General features: G+C 60.2%; 13 protein-coding genes. 4 read left to right on the forward strand and 9 right to left on the reverse strand.

Annotation, left to right across the window (positions count from 1 at the left end; translation table 11 throughout):
* The first annotated feature begins 54 nt into the window (after nucleotides 1-54).
* From gmd to DNI29_RS20055, 4 genes are all read left to right on the forward strand, one after another.
* Nucleotides 55-1167: a GDP-mannose 4,6-dehydratase gene (gene gmd, locus DNI29_RS20040; protein ID WP_110979916.1), complete on the forward strand. Its 1113-nt coding sequence runs from the start codon at nucleotides 55-57 to the stop codon at nucleotides 1165-1167.
* Nucleotides 1168-1284: 117 nt separating this feature from the next.
* A complete protein-coding gene (locus DNI29_RS20045; protein WP_110979917.1) occupies nucleotides 1285-2235 on the forward strand; it encodes a GDP-L-fucose synthase family protein in 951 nt (316 codons plus the stop codon).
* Nucleotides 2236-2279: 44 nt separating this feature from the next.
* On the forward strand, nucleotides 2280-3515 hold the full coding sequence (locus tag DNI29_RS20050; RefSeq protein ID WP_110979918.1) for a glycosyltransferase family 61 protein: 1236 nt from the start codon (nucleotides 2280-2282) through the stop codon (nucleotides 3513-3515).
* Between the two features lie 35 nt (nucleotides 3516-3550).
* Nucleotides 3551-5515 carry a glycosyltransferase family 2 protein gene (locus DNI29_RS20055; protein WP_110979919.1) on the forward strand — a complete coding sequence of 655 codons (1965 nt, stop codon included), beginning with the start codon at nucleotides 3551-3553 and terminating at the stop codon, nucleotides 5513-5515.
* Nucleotides 5516-5858: 343 nt separating this feature from the next.
* Here DNI29_RS20055 and DNI29_RS20060 read toward each other — a convergent pair whose 3' ends face one another.
* From DNI29_RS20060 to DNI29_RS20105, 9 genes are all read right to left on the reverse strand, one after another.
* On the reverse strand, nucleotides 5859-7220 hold the full coding sequence (locus tag DNI29_RS20060) for a glutamate-1-semialdehyde 2,1-aminomutase (protein WP_110979920.1): 1362 nt from the start codon (nucleotides 7218-7220) through the stop codon (nucleotides 5859-5861).
* 31 nt (nucleotides 7221-7251) lie between these two features.
* Complete coding sequence (locus tag DNI29_RS20065) at nucleotides 7252-8574, reverse strand: DUF4910 domain-containing protein (protein WP_110979921.1); 1323 nt, start codon at nucleotides 8572-8574, stop codon at nucleotides 7252-7254.
* A gap of 354 nt (nucleotides 8575-8928) precedes the next feature.
* Nucleotides 8929-10263 carry a class I SAM-dependent methyltransferase gene (locus DNI29_RS20075; protein ID WP_110979923.1) on the reverse strand — a complete coding sequence of 445 codons (1335 nt, stop codon included), beginning with the start codon at nucleotides 10261-10263 and terminating at the stop codon, nucleotides 8929-8931.
* Between the two features lie 47 nt (nucleotides 10264-10310).
* Nucleotides 10311-11657 (reverse strand): NAD(P)H-dependent oxidoreductase, encoded by a 1347-nt coding sequence (locus DNI29_RS20080; protein WP_110979924.1) that lies wholly within the window; start codon nucleotides 11655-11657, stop codon nucleotides 10311-10313.
* A gap of 113 nt (nucleotides 11658-11770) precedes the next feature.
* A complete protein-coding gene (rfbC, locus tag DNI29_RS20085; RefSeq protein ID WP_110979925.1) occupies nucleotides 11771-12325 on the reverse strand; it encodes a dTDP-4-dehydrorhamnose 3,5-epimerase in 555 nt (184 codons plus the stop codon).
* Between the two features lie 44 nt (nucleotides 12326-12369).
* Nucleotides 12370-13461 carry an NAD-dependent epimerase/dehydratase family protein gene (locus DNI29_RS20090; RefSeq protein ID WP_110979926.1) on the reverse strand — a complete coding sequence of 364 codons (1092 nt, stop codon included), beginning with the start codon at nucleotides 13459-13461 and terminating at the stop codon, nucleotides 12370-12372.
* A 116-nt stretch (nucleotides 13462-13577) separates the two neighbouring features.
* On the reverse strand, nucleotides 13578-14468 hold the full coding sequence (gene rfbF / locus DNI29_RS20095) for a glucose-1-phosphate cytidylyltransferase (RefSeq protein ID WP_110979927.1): 891 nt from the start codon (nucleotides 14466-14468) through the stop codon (nucleotides 13578-13580).
* Nucleotides 14469-14717: 249 nt separating this feature from the next.
* Nucleotides 14718-15500, reverse strand: coding sequence for a WecB/TagA/CpsF family glycosyltransferase (locus tag DNI29_RS20100; protein ID WP_110979928.1), 783 nt, complete (start codon nucleotides 15498-15500; stop codon nucleotides 14718-14720).
* Between the two features lie 97 nt (nucleotides 15501-15597).
* A complete protein-coding gene (locus DNI29_RS20105; RefSeq protein WP_110979929.1) occupies nucleotides 15598-17001 on the reverse strand; it encodes an exopolysaccharide biosynthesis polyprenyl glycosylphosphotransferase in 1404 nt (467 codons plus the stop codon).
* Nucleotides 17002-17728 lie beyond the last annotated feature (727 nt).

A 17728-nucleotide genomic window follows, 5' to 3' on the forward strand; every position in this document is an offset into this window, starting at 1 on the left:
TATAAAGCAGAGTTAAATTACTTTGCTCTCTTCACACTTCCTTCTCCCTGTTTTATGAAGCGCGCACTTATTACGGGTATCACGGGCCAAGATGGGTCCTATCTGGCCGAACTGCTGCTGAGCAAAGGCTACGAAGTTCACGGCATCAAGCGCCGTTCGTCTATGTTCAACACCGAGCGAATTGACCACCTCTACCAGGACCCGCATGAGAAAAACGTACGCTTCAAGCTCCACTACGGCGACCTCTCAGATTCCACAAACCTGATTCGGATTGTGCAGGAAGTGCAGCCCGATGAGATTTACAACCTGGGGGCCATGTCGCACGTGAAGGTGTCGTTTGATACACCTGAGTACACGGCCGATGTGGACGGCGTAGGCACGCTGCGCCTGCTGGAAGCCATCCGGATTCTGGGCCTCACGCACAAGACGCGCATCTACCAGGCCAGCACCTCTGAGCTGTACGGGTTGGTGCAGGAAGTGCCCCAGCGCGAAACCACGCCTTTCTACCCCCGCTCGCCCTACGCCGTGGCCAAGCTCTACGGCTTCTGGATTACGGTCAACTACCGCGAGGCCTACGGCATGTATGCCTGCAACGGCATCTTGTTCAACCACGAAAGCCCCCAGCGCGGTGAAACCTTCGTAACGCGCAAGATTACCCGCGCTGCCGCCCGCATAGCCCTGGGCCTGCAGCAGAAGCTGTACCTGGGCAACCTGGATGCCAAGCGCGACTGGGGCCACGCCAAGGACTACGTGGAAGCCATGTGGCGCATGCTTCAGCAGGAGCAGCCCCGCGACTACGTGGTGGCCACTGGTGTCACTACAACTGTACGTGAGTTTGTGCGTTTGGCCTTTGCTGAGCTGGGCATTGAGCTGGGTTTCAGCGGCAACGGTGCCGATGAAACTGCCTTTGTAGTAGCCTGCCACCACCCCGACTACCAGTTGCCCGTGGGCCAGGAGGTAGTGGCCGTTGACCCCGCGTACTTCCGCCCTACTGAGGTAGAGCTACTCATCGGGGACCCAACCCGCGCCAAGACGGAACTGGGCTGGGAACCCCGCTACGACCTGCCGGCCCTGGTGCAGGACATGGTGCAGGCCGATATTCGACTGTTCCAGCGGGATGCCGTGCTGCTGGAAGCCGGCCACCAGATTATGTATCATGATGAATAGAGCGCAGCGCATAATGCTTCGTTTGTTCTACCCCATTCCAGGCACCATGCACTAGCAGTTGCGTGCCTACCACCTATGCAAGCCCTAATCACTAGGCGCTAATTCTCTCTCTCCCTTATGGAACTCAATTCTAAAATATACGTGGCCGGCCACCGCGGCATGGTGGGCGCGGCCCTTGTGCGCCGCCTTCAGCGCGCAGGCTACCACAACCTGATAACCCGCACCTCTAAGGAACTGGACCTGCGCGACCAAGCAGCCGTTGAAGACTTTTTCTCGCTGGAAAACCCCGAGTATGTGTTGCTGGCCGCCGCCAAGGTAGGCGGCATTCATGCCAACAACACCTACCGCGCCGACTTCCTGTACGACAACCTTATGATTCAGAGCAACGTGCTGCGGGAAAGCCAGCGGTGCGGGGTGCGCAAGCTCTTGTTTCTGGGGTCCTCGTGCATTTATCCGCGTATGGCCCAGCAGCCCATCAAGGAAGAATACTTGCTGACGGGGGCCCTGGAGCCCACCAACGAGCCCTACGCCATTGCCAAAATTGCCGGCCTGAAGCTGTGCGAAGCCTACCGCGCCCAGCATGGCTGCAACTTCATTACGGCCATGCCCACCAACCTCTACGGCCCCGGCGACAACTACGACATCCGGAACTCGCACGTACTGCCGGCACTGCTTCGCAAGTTTTCGGAGGCCGTAGCCCTGGGGTTGCCGCGCGTGCCGGTGTGGGGCACGGGCACTCCGCGCCGCGAGTTTCTGCACGTTGATGACCTGGCCGATGCCTGCTTTCACCTGATGCTGCATTACGATGGCGCCGAGCCCGTAAACATCGGGACAGGCCGCGACATCAGTATTCAGGAACTGGCCGATTTGGTAGCCGAGCTGACCGGTTACGCAGGGGAAATACTATTTGACTTCTCGAAACCCGACGGCACGCCCCGCAAGCTGCTGGACGTAAGCAAGCTGCACGGGTTGGGCTGGCATCATACTATTGGGCTGCGCGAAGGCATTACGGCCGTGCTGCAGTCATCTGACTGGCAGCAGGCTACCGCCCAAATTCAGCTGGTGTAGCGGGAGCCCGGCCGGCCTTTTTTCTCTTTACTACCCCTATCCCTATGCACGATGTTGTACTCCGGGCCCGGCGTAAGGCGGGCCGCTTATTGCGCGAATGGATTCCTCAGAACCTACACTATCGGCCCGTGGGGGTACACCCTAGCAGTCGGGAGTTGGCTTCCAGGCCCGGCGGAGGGGTAGCCTATTTTGGGGTGGTGCCCGCCTACACTTCTTACCTGGCCGTACCGGATGATTTCTATGAGCAGGCCTCCGTGTACGAGGGCCTGCACGACAAGCCCCACCGCCAGGAAAAGGTACCGGCAGCCTTTGTGGTAGAACTGATTGATGGCCGCGTGTACGCCGATAACTTCAACAGCGTAGCCATCATTTCGGCCGATAACCACTTGGTCGGCGACGTATCATTTCAGTACGACGGTGCGCGCTGGGACCTCACGCCGCCGGAAGCTAACAACATCTTCCGGCAGCGCTACTTTGTGGAGCCCGTGGAGCTGCCCGGCACCGTGTGCACTCTGCTTTCGGGTGGCGGGGCGGCCAGCGGCAATTACTACCACTGGCTGATTGACTCCCTACCCCGCCTGCACCTGGTGAAGGAGGCTGGCTTGCTGAATGCCGTCGACTACTTTTTGGTGTATGACAAGTCGAAGCGGTTTGTGCTCGATACAATGGCTGCCCTGGGCATCGGGCCCGAGAAGCTGGTGGATGTAACCCAGAATCCACACGTTCGGGCCCGCTGCCTACTGGCTACCCCTGGCGTGCGCGGCAACCTTACCCACACCCCTACCTGGGCCTGCGACTTTCTGCGGACGCTACTACTGCCGCCACCCGTCGTAAATCGAGCCTTCAGCCCCTACATCTACATCAGTCGCCGCGACGCGCCGGGCCGCCACATCCTCAACGAAGACGCCCTGGAGGCAATGCTGCGCGAATACGGCTTCGAAACCCATGTGCTCACGCCGTACACGCAGGCTGAGAAAACAGCCCTGTTCGCGCAGGCCAAAGTCATTGTGTCGGCCGTGGGGGCAGGCTTAGCCAACATTGTAGTAAGTCCGCGCGGCTCGCATCTGATTGAGCTGTTCCCCAGCAGCTTCGTGGTGGCCGACTACCTGGAGTTTACCTCCCGCATCGGGGTAGGCCACCAGTATCTGGTTTGCGAAACGCCCGACCCCAGCACTACCCGCACAGGCGCCCAGCGCGACCACCTGGCTGTGGACCTGGAGGCCCTGCGTCCCCTCATTGAAAACGCCTTACAACGCCTGCCCGAGCCGGCCGCGTTGTAGGTCCGCTGCTGTCCTACCCCTACGCCTTCCTGCTTATGCCTTCCGTTCTGCTCTCCCTGGTATCGTGGAATAGCGCTGATTCCATTGAGGCCTGCCTGCGTTCCGTATTGGCGCAGTCCTGGACTGATTTTGAGCTGTGGGTGGTAGACAACGATTCGCACGACGACACCTGCGCGCGGGTAGCGGCGCTGGCCGCTACGGATGGGCGCATCCGCCTGCACCGTTTGGGTCAGAACACCGGCTTTTGCGGGGGCCACAACTACGCCCTCGACCACACCGATACGGACCTGGTGCTGCTGGTAAACCCCGACGTGGAAATGCAGCCCAACTACCTAGCCCAGGCCATTGCCGCCATCGGCCGCGACCCGCGCATCGGCACCGTGTGCGGCCTACTGCTGCAAAGCCACGACGAGGACCCGCGCATTGATAGCGCCGGTATGGTGGCTCTGCCCGATGGCCGCTTTGCCCTACGCCTACATGGGCAGCGACTGAGCGAGGCCGGCCCCCTGGCCCCTACCTACGTAGATGGGGCCGATGGGGCCCTGCCCTTGTTTCGGCGGCGGTTTATTGATGATTTGCGGGTACAAGGAGAGTTCTTTGATTCTCGTTTCTTCGCCCATAAAGAAGACTGGGACATTGCCTGGCGGGGCCGCCTCTACGGGTGGCACACCGTGTTCGAGCCGGCTTGCCGGGCCCTGCATCCGCGTCAGTTTCTGCCTGCCAATCTGCGCCTGCGCCGCCGCCTGAATGGCGCTATCAAGGCCGATGCCGTGAAAAACCAGTGGCTGCTGCTGCTGAAAAATACTACCCCTGACCAAGCGCCAAGCCTTCTACTGCGCGCCCTACCCCGCCAAGTGGGCATCGTGGCCTACGCCCTGCTGGCGGAGCGGGCCTCACTGCGGGCTGTGCGCTATCTGTGGCAGCATTGGCGCGAAGTACTGGCTACGCGCAAGCTGGTGCAGGCGCGGGCCCGGCAGGGCTGGCAGCCGGCCCCGCCGGAGCCAACTTCAGATGCAACTCCACTGCTAAGCATTTGCGTCCCGACTTACCACCGCCCTGAGTTGCTGACCCGCGCCCTACGCTCCCTTGGCGAGCTCCCCCCGGACGTGGAGGTCATTGTGTCGGATAACTCAACTCGCAATACTGATAGTGAGCACGCAACCTGGCAGGCGCTGGGCAATCAGCCGCCGGCCCGCTGGCGCTACCACCGCAACCCGCCCGGCGGCAACGCCGCCACCAATTGGGTGGCCTGCCTGGAGCGCGCTCGGGGCCGCTATGTGCTCATGCTGCACGATGACGATTACCTCGTGCCGGGTGGCCTGTCCGCTATGCTCCAGACGCTGCGCCAAACTCAGGGCCAGCAACATGCGGTATTGTTTGGGGTGAGCGTGGTAGATGGTCAGGGCCGGGAGCTGCGCCGCCAAGTGCCTACCCGCGCCGCTTATCTCAACCCCGAAGCAGCTGTGGAAGCTTTGCTTACCAACTCCTCTATGATCCGGATTCCGGGCCTGGTGGTAAGCCGCGAAGCGTACCAGCACACCGGCGGCCCCGACCCCGCCCAGCACGACACCGACGACACCGACCTGTGGCTGCGGGTGTTTGCCTATGCCGGCCTCAACCAGGTACCCACGCTCACGGCTGCCTACTCCGTGCATGATGGGGCCCTGACCACCGGCGTTTTTCACGAGCAGAACATCCGGCTGTTACAGCGCATCTTCCAGAAAGCCCGCGCTCAGCGCTTGTTGCCTGAAACGCGGCTGCGGCGGGCCGAAGCGCAATTTTTCCACCAGTTTGTGCTGGCTGGCGCCTACCGGGCCCTGCAACACCACGATGCCGCTTCCGCGCGCCGCACCCTAAAACTGCTGGAGTTGCCTGCCCTTCGTCACTTGCCTATACCCGCCCGCTGGCTCCCGGTGCGGGTAGGGCTCAGCACCCTGGCCCGCCTGAACCTTACTCCCCCACTACCTACCAATACCAGTTGGGTTGTTCCCACCACGTAGCTCCACTCAGCTTTTCAAAGCCGCAAGGCCGCATCCTTTCTCACATGAAGGATGCGGCCTTGCGGCTTTCGATGGCTGCCTGCTGATCTTAGGTGAAATGAGTAACCGGTATAAGGTCGTTATATCAAATTGGTTGAGACATTTCGCCCGGCTGGCGTCGCCAAGACAACTGTCATGCTCAGCACAGTTGAAGTAGTTCTACCGCTTCGTTGAGGCGCCATTGATTAGCCAGAGGGAGGGATGTTTCGACTAAGCTCAGCATGACGTTCTGGAAAAGCACGCGAGATGTCTCGACAGGCTCGACATGACCGGCCTTTGTCTATTGTTCACACACTTTACCGTATCAATTGTAGCGCCGATACACCGACTTCACGGGCGCACCCTGCAGGTATTTCTCTACCCCTTCGTCCAGGGCCCGGCGGTACACGCCCAGCACCTCATGCAGTTGCTCCAGTACTTGCCCAATAATGGCTTCGGTGTGGGAGTAGTTAACGATGAGGGACGGCATGAGCAGGCCGCGGCGCATGGTTTCCTGCAGAAACAAAGTCCGGAGGGCGGCGGAGTGCTGTCCCTCAGCATCGCGGGTAGTGTAGATGAGGCAGCAGGGTTGGCCCAGTGCCCGCACCTGTTGGCTGAGCCCATGCTCCCCTGCCGACTGGTGCAGCCCATCGACCAAGAGCTGCCCGATGTGGCGCAGGTAGTCCGTTACAGGCTCCTGGCGGTACGCTTGCATTACGGCGCGGGCGGCGGCCAGGGCGTGCGTTTCGGCCCCATAGGTGGTGGAAAGCAGGAATACCCGCTCGTGCGAATGATGCAGCCCGCCACGCTCCATCAATTCTCGCCGACCGGCCAGGGCGGCCACGCTGAACCCATTGCCCAGAGCTTTTCCGAACGTGCTGAGGTCGGGCCGAATGCCGTAGAAACCCTGCGCGCCCTGATTGTGCCACCGGAAGCCGGTAATGATTTCATCGAAAATGAGCACTCCCCCCTCTCGGCGGCACAAGGCCTGCACGCCCGCCAGAAAGCCCGGAGCCGGGGGCACCTCTTTTTCTACTTCCATCAGCACACAGGCTACCTGGCCGGGGTAGGTGCTCAGCAAGTTTTCCAGGCTGCTCAGGTCGTTGTACCGAAAACCCACTGTCAGCTCGCGCACGGCCTGCGGAATACCGGCCCCTATTGCCGTGGTACCAATAAACCAATCATCGACAGAGAAAAACGGGTGGTCCTGGCAAATGGCCACCAGATTGCGGCCGGTGTAGGCACGGGCCAGCTTCACGGCGGCGCTCGTCACGTCGGAGCCGTTTTTGGCGAATTTCACCATGTCGCCGGCTGCGGTGAAGTCCAGAAACTCCTCGGCGGTTTCCAGCTCTAGTATGGCTGGCCGCCCAAAGTTGCAGCCACGGCTTAGCTCCTGCGCGGCTGCCGCTACCACGGGGGGGTAGGCGTGCCCCAGCGCCACGGAGCGGAGTCCAGCCCCAAACTCTATGAACTCGTTACCATCCGCGTCCCACACCCGGCACCCTTTGCCCCGCACGATGTAGGGTGCCATGCGCTCCGGAAACTGGTCGTCGCCTTTGGCGTAGGTGTGCGCCCCGCCCGGAATAACCGCGTGAAACCGCTGGCGCAGCGCCTCTGAGCGCTCGAAAGAAGGATTTGCGGCCGGAGCAGGGGTAGGCAGGGCGGCAGAGGTCAGGATTGATTCCATGAGGGGAGCGGCCAAAGCCGGTGGTAAGAGGTTAGAGCGGTTGCAGCAGTGCGGCGGTTTCCAGGGCGCGGGCGGCGCGGTGCAGCAGGGGTAGCGCCAGCCCCGACTGCTCGGCTACGTCCAGCAGGCTGTGGCTACCGTCGGCGAGGTTGAGCAGCCAGAGCAGCGCCATCTGCCAGTCGGCGCCTTCTTGCCCGCCGCCTACCCCCTTGTATAACCCCCGACGGCCCAGCTGCGGCTCGCCGTAGGGGCTAAGGTTGCGGTAGGTGCGGTTGGCTTCCAGGGCGGCGCACAATGCTTCAGCCAGCTGCAGACTTTCGGTGAGCTGTTCGGGCCGCACAAAGTCTAGGTTATCGGCGGAGGTGTGGTACTCGGCAAACTCCCCGAAGGGCGTGCGCGAAAGGCAACCCACCGGCAGGTTAAACCCCGGCGAGCAGTACTGGCGCTCATCGTAGCCGTAGGGCAACCAGGGTCTTATCTCATGCGGCGCGCCAAACTCGCGTAGTACCAGCCAGGCGGCGCGGTCCACCTCGGCGGTAGCGCGGCGGCTTTGCTTGTAGGTAAAAGCACCGGGGCCGCCCAATAGCGTGAGCACCAGACCGTGCCGGATGTGCTGCACAGCTTCAGGGTTGCGGCTCAGCCACACAATAGAGCCAATAGTGCCCGGCCCCAGCACCAGCCGGTAGGTGTAGCGGCGCGGCTGCCGGGCCAGTTCCTGCATCAAAAATACCGCCACTGCCAGCCCCGAAAGATTGTCATTGGCCAGGGACGGGTGACAGCAGTGGCAGGAAAGCAACACCTCTTCCTCGGTAGTGCCGGGCAGCACCAATTCCCCGTAGGTTAGGGAGCCGGCCTCGTCCAGGGTGCTATCAATGCAGACTTCGTAATACTCATCCTGCAATTGCTCGCGCTGGTTTTGGTTCAGGCAGAAGCCCCAGTTGGGTTGGTAGTAGCTGGTGCGGTAGGGAATCAGGTCGGGCTGCTGGGGCAGGGAAAACAGGTGCTCTTCCAGCTCGGCCCTCGAAAACCAGCCCCGCACCGGCGTACTGTATTGCAGCACATGCAGGTTGTGCTTCTGGAAGTCGATGACCCGCTCGCCGGCCGCGTTTTTCACCCAGGCGTCGCGGATATTCCACTCGGAGGGCACGGTCCAGTCGAGAGCGGGAGTGCCACTAGGTACCTCGTGCACCTGTAATTCCGGCAGATGCTCTTGTACCACAGCCAGCGTTTCGCGCACCCCGTTGCCCGTGATGCTGCGGCAAATAGGATACAGCCGGGCCATGAGGGCATGCATAGCAGCTCCGGGAGTAGCCAGCGTTTGGGGCGGAGTAGCAGGTAGGGCAGCGGTTGGCATCAGCGGCGGGGGTAGGAAAAACTAGCCAAGCAGGAGCTTGCGAACGTGAAAAGCCTCAGCGTAGGCGGTAGCACTCTGGAAGGCAAGGCCCTGAAGGCTTCGTCGTCGTACCAGTGCCTGGCGGCATGGGCCGGGAAGCCTTTCCGCAGCAGCTGTAGCTTCTGGCTGAGCACCTCGGCGGACAGCTCCACGAAAGCCGCTGGGTTGCCCAAATCGCCGTTGTACTTCGGAACCTCGTATTCCAGGTCAGCTCCGAAACCAGACGGTAGTCCTGGTGCAAATCGTGCTGGCAGCCCCGGCTGCCCCTACCCTTATGTGTAGCCCCAACCGCCGCGGCAGCCGGGGCTACCCGCGCTATTCGTAAATCTGTACTTCCGGAATGGGCACCACAAAGCGGCCGCCCCAGGCCCGGATGTCCTGCATCTGCTCCATAATTTCCTCGCGTAAGTTCCAGGGCAGAATCAGCACATAATCGGGCTGGGTCTGACGGATACGGTCGGGGTGGCAGATGGGAATGCGCGTGCCGGGCAGGAAGTTGCCCTGCTTGTGCGGGCTGACATCCACGGTATAGTCCAGAAAATCAGTTCGGATGCCGCAGTAATTCAACAGCGTGTTGCCCTTACCGGGAGCCCCGTAGCCCACCACGGTTTTGCCGGCGCGTTTGGCATCAATCAGAAATTCCAAGAGCTTGCGCTTGGTTTCCTTGGCCTTTTCCTCGAAGTCGCTGTAGTACACCAGATCCGTGATGCCGGCGGCTAGCTCCCGGCTTCGCAGGGCCTCAACCTGCTTCGTTACGGGCCAGGCCGGGTTGGCAGCATGGCGGGCGAAAATGCGCAGGGAGCCCCCGTGGGTTGGCAGCTCTTCTACATCAAACAGAGTAAGGCTGTGGTGGGCAAAAATGCGCTCCACCGTGTAGAACGACAGGTAGCTGAAGTGCTCGTGGTAGATGGTATCGAACTGGTTGCCCTCCATCAGGCGCAGCAGGTGCGGAAACTCCATGGTAATGACACCCTCCGGCTTGAGCAGAATGCGCATCCCAGCCACGAAGTCGTTGATGTTGGGAACGTGGGCCAGCACATTGTTGCCCAGCAGCAAATCGGCCTGCCCCGACAGCCCCGCCACGTACCGGGCCGTTTCCGTCCCGAAAAAGCGCACCAGCGTGTTGATGCCCTTGGCCTGGGCGTGGCCGGCCACGTTGGTGGCCGGCTCAATGCCCAGCACCGGAATGTCTTTCTCCACGAAGTACTGCAGCAGGTAACCGTCGTTGGAGGCCACTTCTACTACCAGGCTGTTGCTGTTCAACTTAAACCGCTCGGTGGCCATATCGGTGTAGCGGCGGGCGTGGCGCAGCCAGGAGGCCGAGTACGATGAGAAGTAGGCGTAGTCGTTCTGGAAGATTTCCTCGGAGGTCACAAACTCATCGAGCTGCACCAGAAAGCAGCTGCGGCACACGCGGGCATGCAGGGGGTAGAAGGCCTCGGCCCGGTTGAACTCGTGGGTGCGCACATGGTTCTGGCACAGCGGCGAGGTGCCCAGGTTCACGAACGTATAATCGAGCGGCGCCCCGCAGAACCGGCACGGGCTGGCAGGTGGTTCCAGGGGCTGAGGGGCCAGACCAAACGGTTCGGGAAGTGACGGGCACTCGGCAGCTAATGCCCCGCTGAGAACGAATGAGGAAAGCTGTTCCATACTAGAGGGGAGGAAAGGGCAGATAGGGCGGGGCGGTTTTCGGGCTTTTACACCGCGAAGGGGGTAGAAGCCGCCGACGGGCTTACCTGTTGACTGGTTTTCTGGAAATAAGCGGCTTGCTCTTGGCGCAGCTGGTCAATCAGCCGGCCTTCGGGCACTAGCACGTCATCATAAGTAAGTACTTGGTCCTTGGGCACATCGTGGCGCAGAATGCAGCCTTCGGCCACCCCAATGGGTAGCAGGTTTTCGCGCTCCGCTACGTCGGCGTTTTCGGCCAGGCCGTAGGTGTGGTAATGCCCGATGCCGTCCAGCACCTGCCCGGCCAGCAGGGGTACCTTGGCGGCGGTTACCACCTCCACGCACATGGGTCCGGCCGGAGCCAGCGCCGCATCCTGGAACAGAACGGCCCGCGCTACCGTGGTGGGGGTTTCAAAGTGGCAGAGGTGGTAGGGCGTGTAGAAGCAGTACAGGGGGCCCGGACCCAGCTTGTAGAGCTTGAGGTAGTGCTGCTGCACGGGGTCATCAATGGTGCCCAGCACAAACACGCCGGGTCCGGGCTCCGCGCCCACTACGTAGTCTACAATGCCGGGGCCACCGCCTAGCAGCAGCTCGTGGGGGTACCATTCAGCGGCTTTCGTGATGGGCGTACCGGTTTCAACGGTGGGGCCCAGCATGCCCCGGCGGGCCACGCGCATGCCCAGGGCATTGGCAACTACGGCCTGCTCAAAGCTGATTTTGCTGCCATCGGCAAAGCTGGTCACCATGCTAGGGTTTTGGCCCCACTGCCGGGCAAAGCCCTCCTGGGTAGTAGGGTTGCGGTAGGGGTCGTGGAGGCCTTTGATGTTGCCGCAGAGCACTGGCGTTACGCCCAGCCCCTTCACGAAGCGGGCTAAGTTTAGGGTTACACCCGGCTGGTCGCCGTCGGCTACGGAGTACACTACCCCGGCGCGGTCGGCGTACACTTTCAGAATGGGCCCCACGGTACCATCAAGCTCGGCATTTAGCAGGATGATGTGCTTGCCGTGCCGAATTGCTTCCAGCACTACATGCGCCCCGTGCTCCACGGCTCCCGTCACCTCAATAATTGCCTCAATACCAGCGGCCCGGCTAAGCAGCAAAGCATCGTCGGTGATGGCGGGGCGGCCCTGGGCTACGCAGGCTTCCAACTGGGCCACCGAGCTTACTTCCGTTACATCGGCTACCCCTGCTTCGGCGTAAATAGCGCGGGCTTTTTCGGGCGTGCGGTTGGCAATGGCCACCAGCTCCATGCCGGGCACGTAGCAGCAAATCTGCCGGGCCACGCCCCGGGCCATAAACCCTGCCCCCACCATGGCCACCCGGATGGGCCGCCCTTCGCGCTGGCGCTGTTGCAATGCGGTATCGATGATGAGCATATTGTTTTACTTTAATAAGTACAGTTGACTGATTGTTTGCCTCTTGCGCAGCCAGAAACCTGCTCATCACCTACTGCTCCAACTTCCCGTGCGTCCGTTCTGGTTGCGGCTACCTACCCCCCTACTACCTCTGGAACCCGCAACTGAAAGTCGGGGTGGCTCTGATCTTTCTCCGATACAAGGGTAGGCTCAATGGGCCACTGAATCCCGATGGCGGGGTCATTCCAGCGCAGGCCCCGCTCGAAGCCGGGCGCGTACTTAGCCGATACCTGATAGCACACATCGGTATTATCCTGAAGGGTAATGAAGCCGTGCGCGAAGCCTCCGGGCACAAACAGCATCCGGAACGAATCGGCGGTTAGCTCCACGCCCAGCCACTGCCCGTAGGTAGGCGATTCTTCACGCAGGTCCACTATCACGTCGTAGATGGCGCCGCGGGTACAGCGCACCAGCTTGGTTTCCTCGTGGGGGGCCAACTGTAAGTGCATGCCGCGCAGGGTACCACGCTTCGGGTTAGACGATACGTTGGCTTGCAGCGGCGGCATCAGAATGCCATGGGCCGCAAACTCATCGGCGCACCAGGAGCGGGCAAAAAAGCCGCGCTCATCGGCCATGCGGTCCACATCAATAATGAAGGCACCGGGCAGCTCGGTTTCAGTGAAAATCATAGGTTCAGGTGTTGGAGTTGGTTGGCAGAAGAAGGCAGGCGCGCTTACGCTACTACCGGCTGAGGTGCCGCTACGGGGCGGGCTACTGCGGTGCGCGCCCAGCTCAGGTCGTCGGCTAGCTCGTGGGTGTCGCGCAGGCTCGTGAGCACCCGCAGGCGCATTAGCTCCGAGGAGCGGAAAGCTGCATCGCGGAAGTTCATGCTCAGCAGTCCGTCGCGCAGCTCGTCAATGGTGTCTGCAAGGGTGCGGCGGGGCTGATGGGCCGGGGCCAGCTCGCGGTACAGGCTGAAATCGACCCGGTAGGAGCGTTTGTCGGGGGGGGCGCTGGGGTTCAGGCTAACCTTGGTGCCGGGCAGGGAGTCAGCCACGGCGTAGGCCAGCTCGCGCACCTGGTAATTCCACTGCTCCGAGCCAGTGTTGATGGCCAGGAAGTTGCCGCCTACCTCGGGGGTACGGCCCAAGGCCCACTCAATAGCCCGCGCCATATCCTGCACATGAATCAGGGGGCGCCAGGGCGTTCCGTCGCTCAGAATGCTGATTTCACCGGCGGCCACGGCCCCGGCCACAAAGTCATTTACTACCAAGTCCAGCCGCAGCCGGTCGCTCCAGCCGCAGGCGGTAGCAAAGCGCAGGCAAGTCACCACGAAGTTGTCGTCGGCCAGGGGGCGCAGGTCCAGCTCGGTCATCACCTTGGAGCGGGCGTAGGCCGTAAGGGGGTTTAGGTCGGAGGTTTCCGTTTTCGCACCTTCGCCGCCGGCCCCATACATGCTGCACGACGAGGCAAACACGAAGCTGCCTACCCCCGCCGCCTTGGCCTTACGAGCCAGTTCAATCCCGGCCAGGTAGTTGACATCCAGCGTCACTTGCTCGTAGGTCTGGCCCATGGGGTCGTTGCTGATGGCCGCTAGGTTCACTACCGCGTCCACGCCTTCCAGCAGGCCCTCGGGCAGGTGGCGGATGTCGCCGAAAATCTGCTGATCCAGCCGCGACTCAGGCAGGCGGCGTGCACCTGTCAGGCAATGCGCAAAGTAGCCCATGTCATACCCAATCAGCTCGGCCTGCGGAAATTGCTGCCGCAGATGACGAACCACACCCGGGCCCACGTAGCCCATGTTACCAGTAATGAGAATACGCATATAGTAGAGCAGTGAAATGGTGGGTTTGCAGTGCCTGCGGCACGAATTATTCAGGTAGTGCAAGTGGCGTGGTCTGACCATCAAACTCACCATTTCACCACCTCACTATTTCGCCATCAATCGGCGGGCATGATGGTGGGAGCAGCTACTCGCTCATTGAGTGAAGCCACTACCGGGGTAGCCAGGATGTCGGCTAGCACGGGGTCGGGCTCCGCCGATTCGGGGGTGTTGCTCCACACCTTCCACTGCGCTTTTCCCTGTTGCCACATTTCCTCCAGCATGTTCTTGTCGCGCAGGGTGTCCATGGGCTGCCAGAAACCCGTGTGACGGAAGGCAGCCAAGCGGCCTTCGTTGGCAAGACGCTCCAGTGGGGCCTTTTCCCACACCGTATCGTCGCCGTCTATGTAATCGAAAATGGCTGGCTCCAGTACAAAAAAGCCCCCGTTGATCCAGGGCGTTTCGCCACCCTCGGGCTTCTCAGTGAACCCCGAAACCAAGCTGCTGGTGTCTTGCAGGTTAAACACCCCAAAGCGGCCCGGCTGGCGCACGGCGGTAAGGGTAGCCAATGCGCCTTGCTGGCGATGGTAGCGCACGGCCTCCCGGATGTTCACGTCCCCTACCCCGTCGCCGTAGGTCAGGCAGAAGGTTTCGTTTTCCACGTACTCGCGTACCCGGCGTAGGCGCCCGCCGGTCATGGTTTCCTGGCCGGTATCTACCAGGGTCACAGTCCAGGGCTCGGCGTGGTTACGATGAATCTGCATCTCGTTGCGGTCCATGCGGAACGTTACATCGGAGTTGTGCAGAAAGTAATCCGAGAAGTACTGCTTGATCATGTGGCCCTTGTAGCCGCAGCAAATCACAAAGTCGCGGATGCCGTGGTGGGCATAAATCTTCATGATATGCCACAGAATCGGCCTACCCCCGATTTCTACCATAGGCTTGGGCCGCACGCCACTTTCCTCGCTGATTCGGGTACCGTAGCCACCCGCCAGAATCACAGCTTTCATATGCTTCGGGTTGAAATAAGAAATCGGGAGAGAAGACAAAGAGAAGAGCTCAACCCGCAGTTGATGCACTGGCTATAGTGAGCTAAGGTTGTTGAAATATACCCTTATTTATAATGTTGTCAATATTCTTTATCAATATTTTTAAATAAAAGTAAAGTAAAGATAGATTTAATCCTGTCTATAGTTTATATCGTCCCGTCCTGCAGCTATTCGCAGGAAACTGCATTTTAGGGACGGGCTTTGCTGTAATTATGCTAACTGCTGGGGCGCATGACGACCGGCAAGCTGAGCGGCAGCACGCCGAGCAAGCAGATATACAAACCGGGTATTAGTAACCAGATAGCGGCGCCAGAGCCGACGAGGCTCCAGCCACAGCCGATACGCCCACTCCAGCCAGAGCCGGCGGGCCCAGAGGGGTAGGCGAGGCTCCAGACCCGCGTACACCGGAAAGGCTTGCCCTACCCCCAGCATGCAGGCCTGAATGCGCCCCTGGTGAGCCGCCATCCACTTTTCCTGGCGCGGGCAGCCCAGCGCCACGAACACCAGATCAGGGTCGGCGGCGTTGATGGCGGCTACTTCGGCGGCGTCCTCCTCGGGAGTAAGCGTGCGGAAAGGCGGTGAGTGGGTGCCGGCTATACGCAGCTCCGGCAGTTCGCGCCGGGCGCGGGCCACCATGGCACTTAGCACTTCCTCAGTAGTACCGTAAAAATAAACCGACTGCCTACTGCGGGCGGCAGCCTCCAGCAGGGTAGGCAGCAGGTCCATGCCGGCTACCCGCGTTTGGGGCGCTGTAGCCGGGTTCAGCCAGTGCACGGCGGCGGCTACCGGGCTGCCATCGGGGGCCACCACAGCCGCGCCGCGCAAAATCTGCCGAAACTCGGCGTCGCGCTGGGCTTCTACCACCATGTGCACGTTGGCGAAGCACACGTAAGCCGACGTTCGGGCCGCTCCCAGCTTCAGTATCGTAGCCACAAAATCAGCTACCGAGCCGGTTGAAATCCAGGAATCCAATACGGGTAGCTTTGGCAGCATATGGTCAGTTTATTATTCGGCTTGCGTGCAGGATGGGTGGTGCTCTTTTATAGTATCAGGTTCATGAGAGCCTTGAAAGCAAACCACTCTTTCACCCCTAGTAGGCGTTTTTTTCGCCTTTGACCATGTTCCAGACGGTGAGGCCGATGATTTTCATGTCGAGCCCGAACGACCAGTTTTCCACGTATTTCAGATCGTACTCCACCCGCTTTTCCATAGTGCCGGCCTCGCGGGTTTCGCCGCGGTAGCCGTTCACTTGGGCGTAGCCTGTAATGCCGGGCGTTACGGCGTGGCGCATCTGGTAGGTACGGATGTGCTTGCTATATTCTTCCAGCTGCGAAATCATGTTGGGCCGGGGCCCTACCACCGACATGTGCCCGAGCAGCACATTGAAGAATTGCGGCAGCTCATCGAGGTTATACTTGCGCAGATACTGCCCCACCCGCGTCACCCGGCAGTCGCCTTTGGTAGCCTGCAGCTCCGTTTGGCCGTGGTTAGCGCGCATGGTGCGCAGCTTATAGCACGGGAACAGCTGGTTGCGCTTGCCGGGCCGTAGCTGCTTAAAGAACACCGGCCCCGGCGAGTCCAGCTTAATCAGAATGGCCAGCGCGGTCAGCACAATCGGGAACACGCCCAGAATAATGATCAGCGAAAAGGCAATATCGAACAGACGCTTCAGCACCTGATTGGTGCGAATGCCCAGGGGCGCGTGCCGGATGGTCAGGATGGGGAGGTGGTCGTAGAAATATACATTCACATCTTTACGGACGGTGCCGCGGAAATCAGGAACGATACGAAAGGAGAGGAAATGCTCGTCGGCGAAGCGGGAGAGGTCTTCAATCAACTGCCGCCGGTCAAGGGGCATAGCGAAGTAGATTTCATCAATCTGGGCCCGCAGACAGTAGTTTTTCAACTCGGCCAGCCGGCCCCGTACCAAGGGCTTGATGCCCGCCGGCACGGGCTCCGTGCTATCGGCGAAAAAGCCCATAAACTGGTTGGCAATCGGGTCGTGCGACTCCAGGAAGCGGTAGAGCTCCTGGCCGCTGGGCCCCGCCCCCACTATCACGAAGCGGCTGTGCGGTCGGGCCAAGTGGGTGTGGTAGGCGCGGTAGAAAAACGTAATCAGAAAGCGCCCGGCCACCACAGCTGTCATCGAGAAGCTGTACACAGCAAATAGGTAGCGCGCCGGCAGCCAATACATCCGCATGGCCACCACCCCCACCAGCACTACCCCCGCGTGCAGCAGAAAGGTGCGCATCAGGTATAGCAGCTTTTCGGGGTAAGTAATTAGCCGGTCGGTGCGGTAGAGGTTGGCAAACTGTCCGGACAGAATCCACCAGAGCAGCGCGAAGATGGCGTAGAAGAAAGGGTAATACCCCGTAAAGGACCAGTTGCCCAGGTATAAATAACCAGCCGCGCGAAAGGCCGCGAAGATGAGCAGAACGTCAGTAGCGGGCAGAATAAACCGGGATGTGTCAGCGTAATGCCTGTAGCGTTCCATAGGGGTGGGAAAGAGAGGAGCGGAGGAAACTAAACCTTGGAAATAGGCTGAAAGCTAGGCTGGACCTGTATAAACAAAGAAACAATATTTATTCTTTAATCAATAATAAATATAACTTATTTTTAAAATAAGTAAAAACCAACTTTGAATGGTTCAGTACCTTACACCGCAGCTGATATACAAAAGTTGCCCGGTAAGCTGTCTTTAGGAGGTAGCAGTATCCTGAACTTTAAGCAGGGTTGAGCTTGAGCAAGAGGGTAGTAATTCGATGAAGCGTAGAAAGTGCGGGTTCAACTGTAACCCTACCCCGATTAAATTCGTAGGTTTGCCTGCCGACTGTTACAGGTGTGTGTCAGTCGGCAAGAGCTGCGCCTATTGCTACACAAGCCCCGACTCATGAGCCGGGGCTTTTTGTATGCCTAGCTAGGACTGCTTCTTTGAGACTTTCAGCTTAAGCTCCGTTGGCGCCGAATAAAAGCTCACCATCACAAACCCCGCCTCTTAGTTAGGAAGCAGGCTTTGCTGGCCGGCAGAGCCAAAAGAAATTAGCGGTTCTGCCGCACGATAGTGGTGTTGCTGTTGCCCATTTGCAGCACGCCACTAATGTTGCCAACGGCACCTTGGATATGCACGCGTCGTTACTGTTGCCCCACTGTTGGCGAAAGTCGGCGGAGTCACATACTCAGTGTAGCCTCTGGTAGCTATATACAGCCCTAGGTTATTGAGG

Source organism: Hymenobacter sediminis (assembly GCF_003231285.1).
Taxonomy (GTDB): Bacteria; Bacteroidota; Bacteroidia; order Cytophagales; family Hymenobacteraceae; genus Hymenobacter; species Hymenobacter sediminis.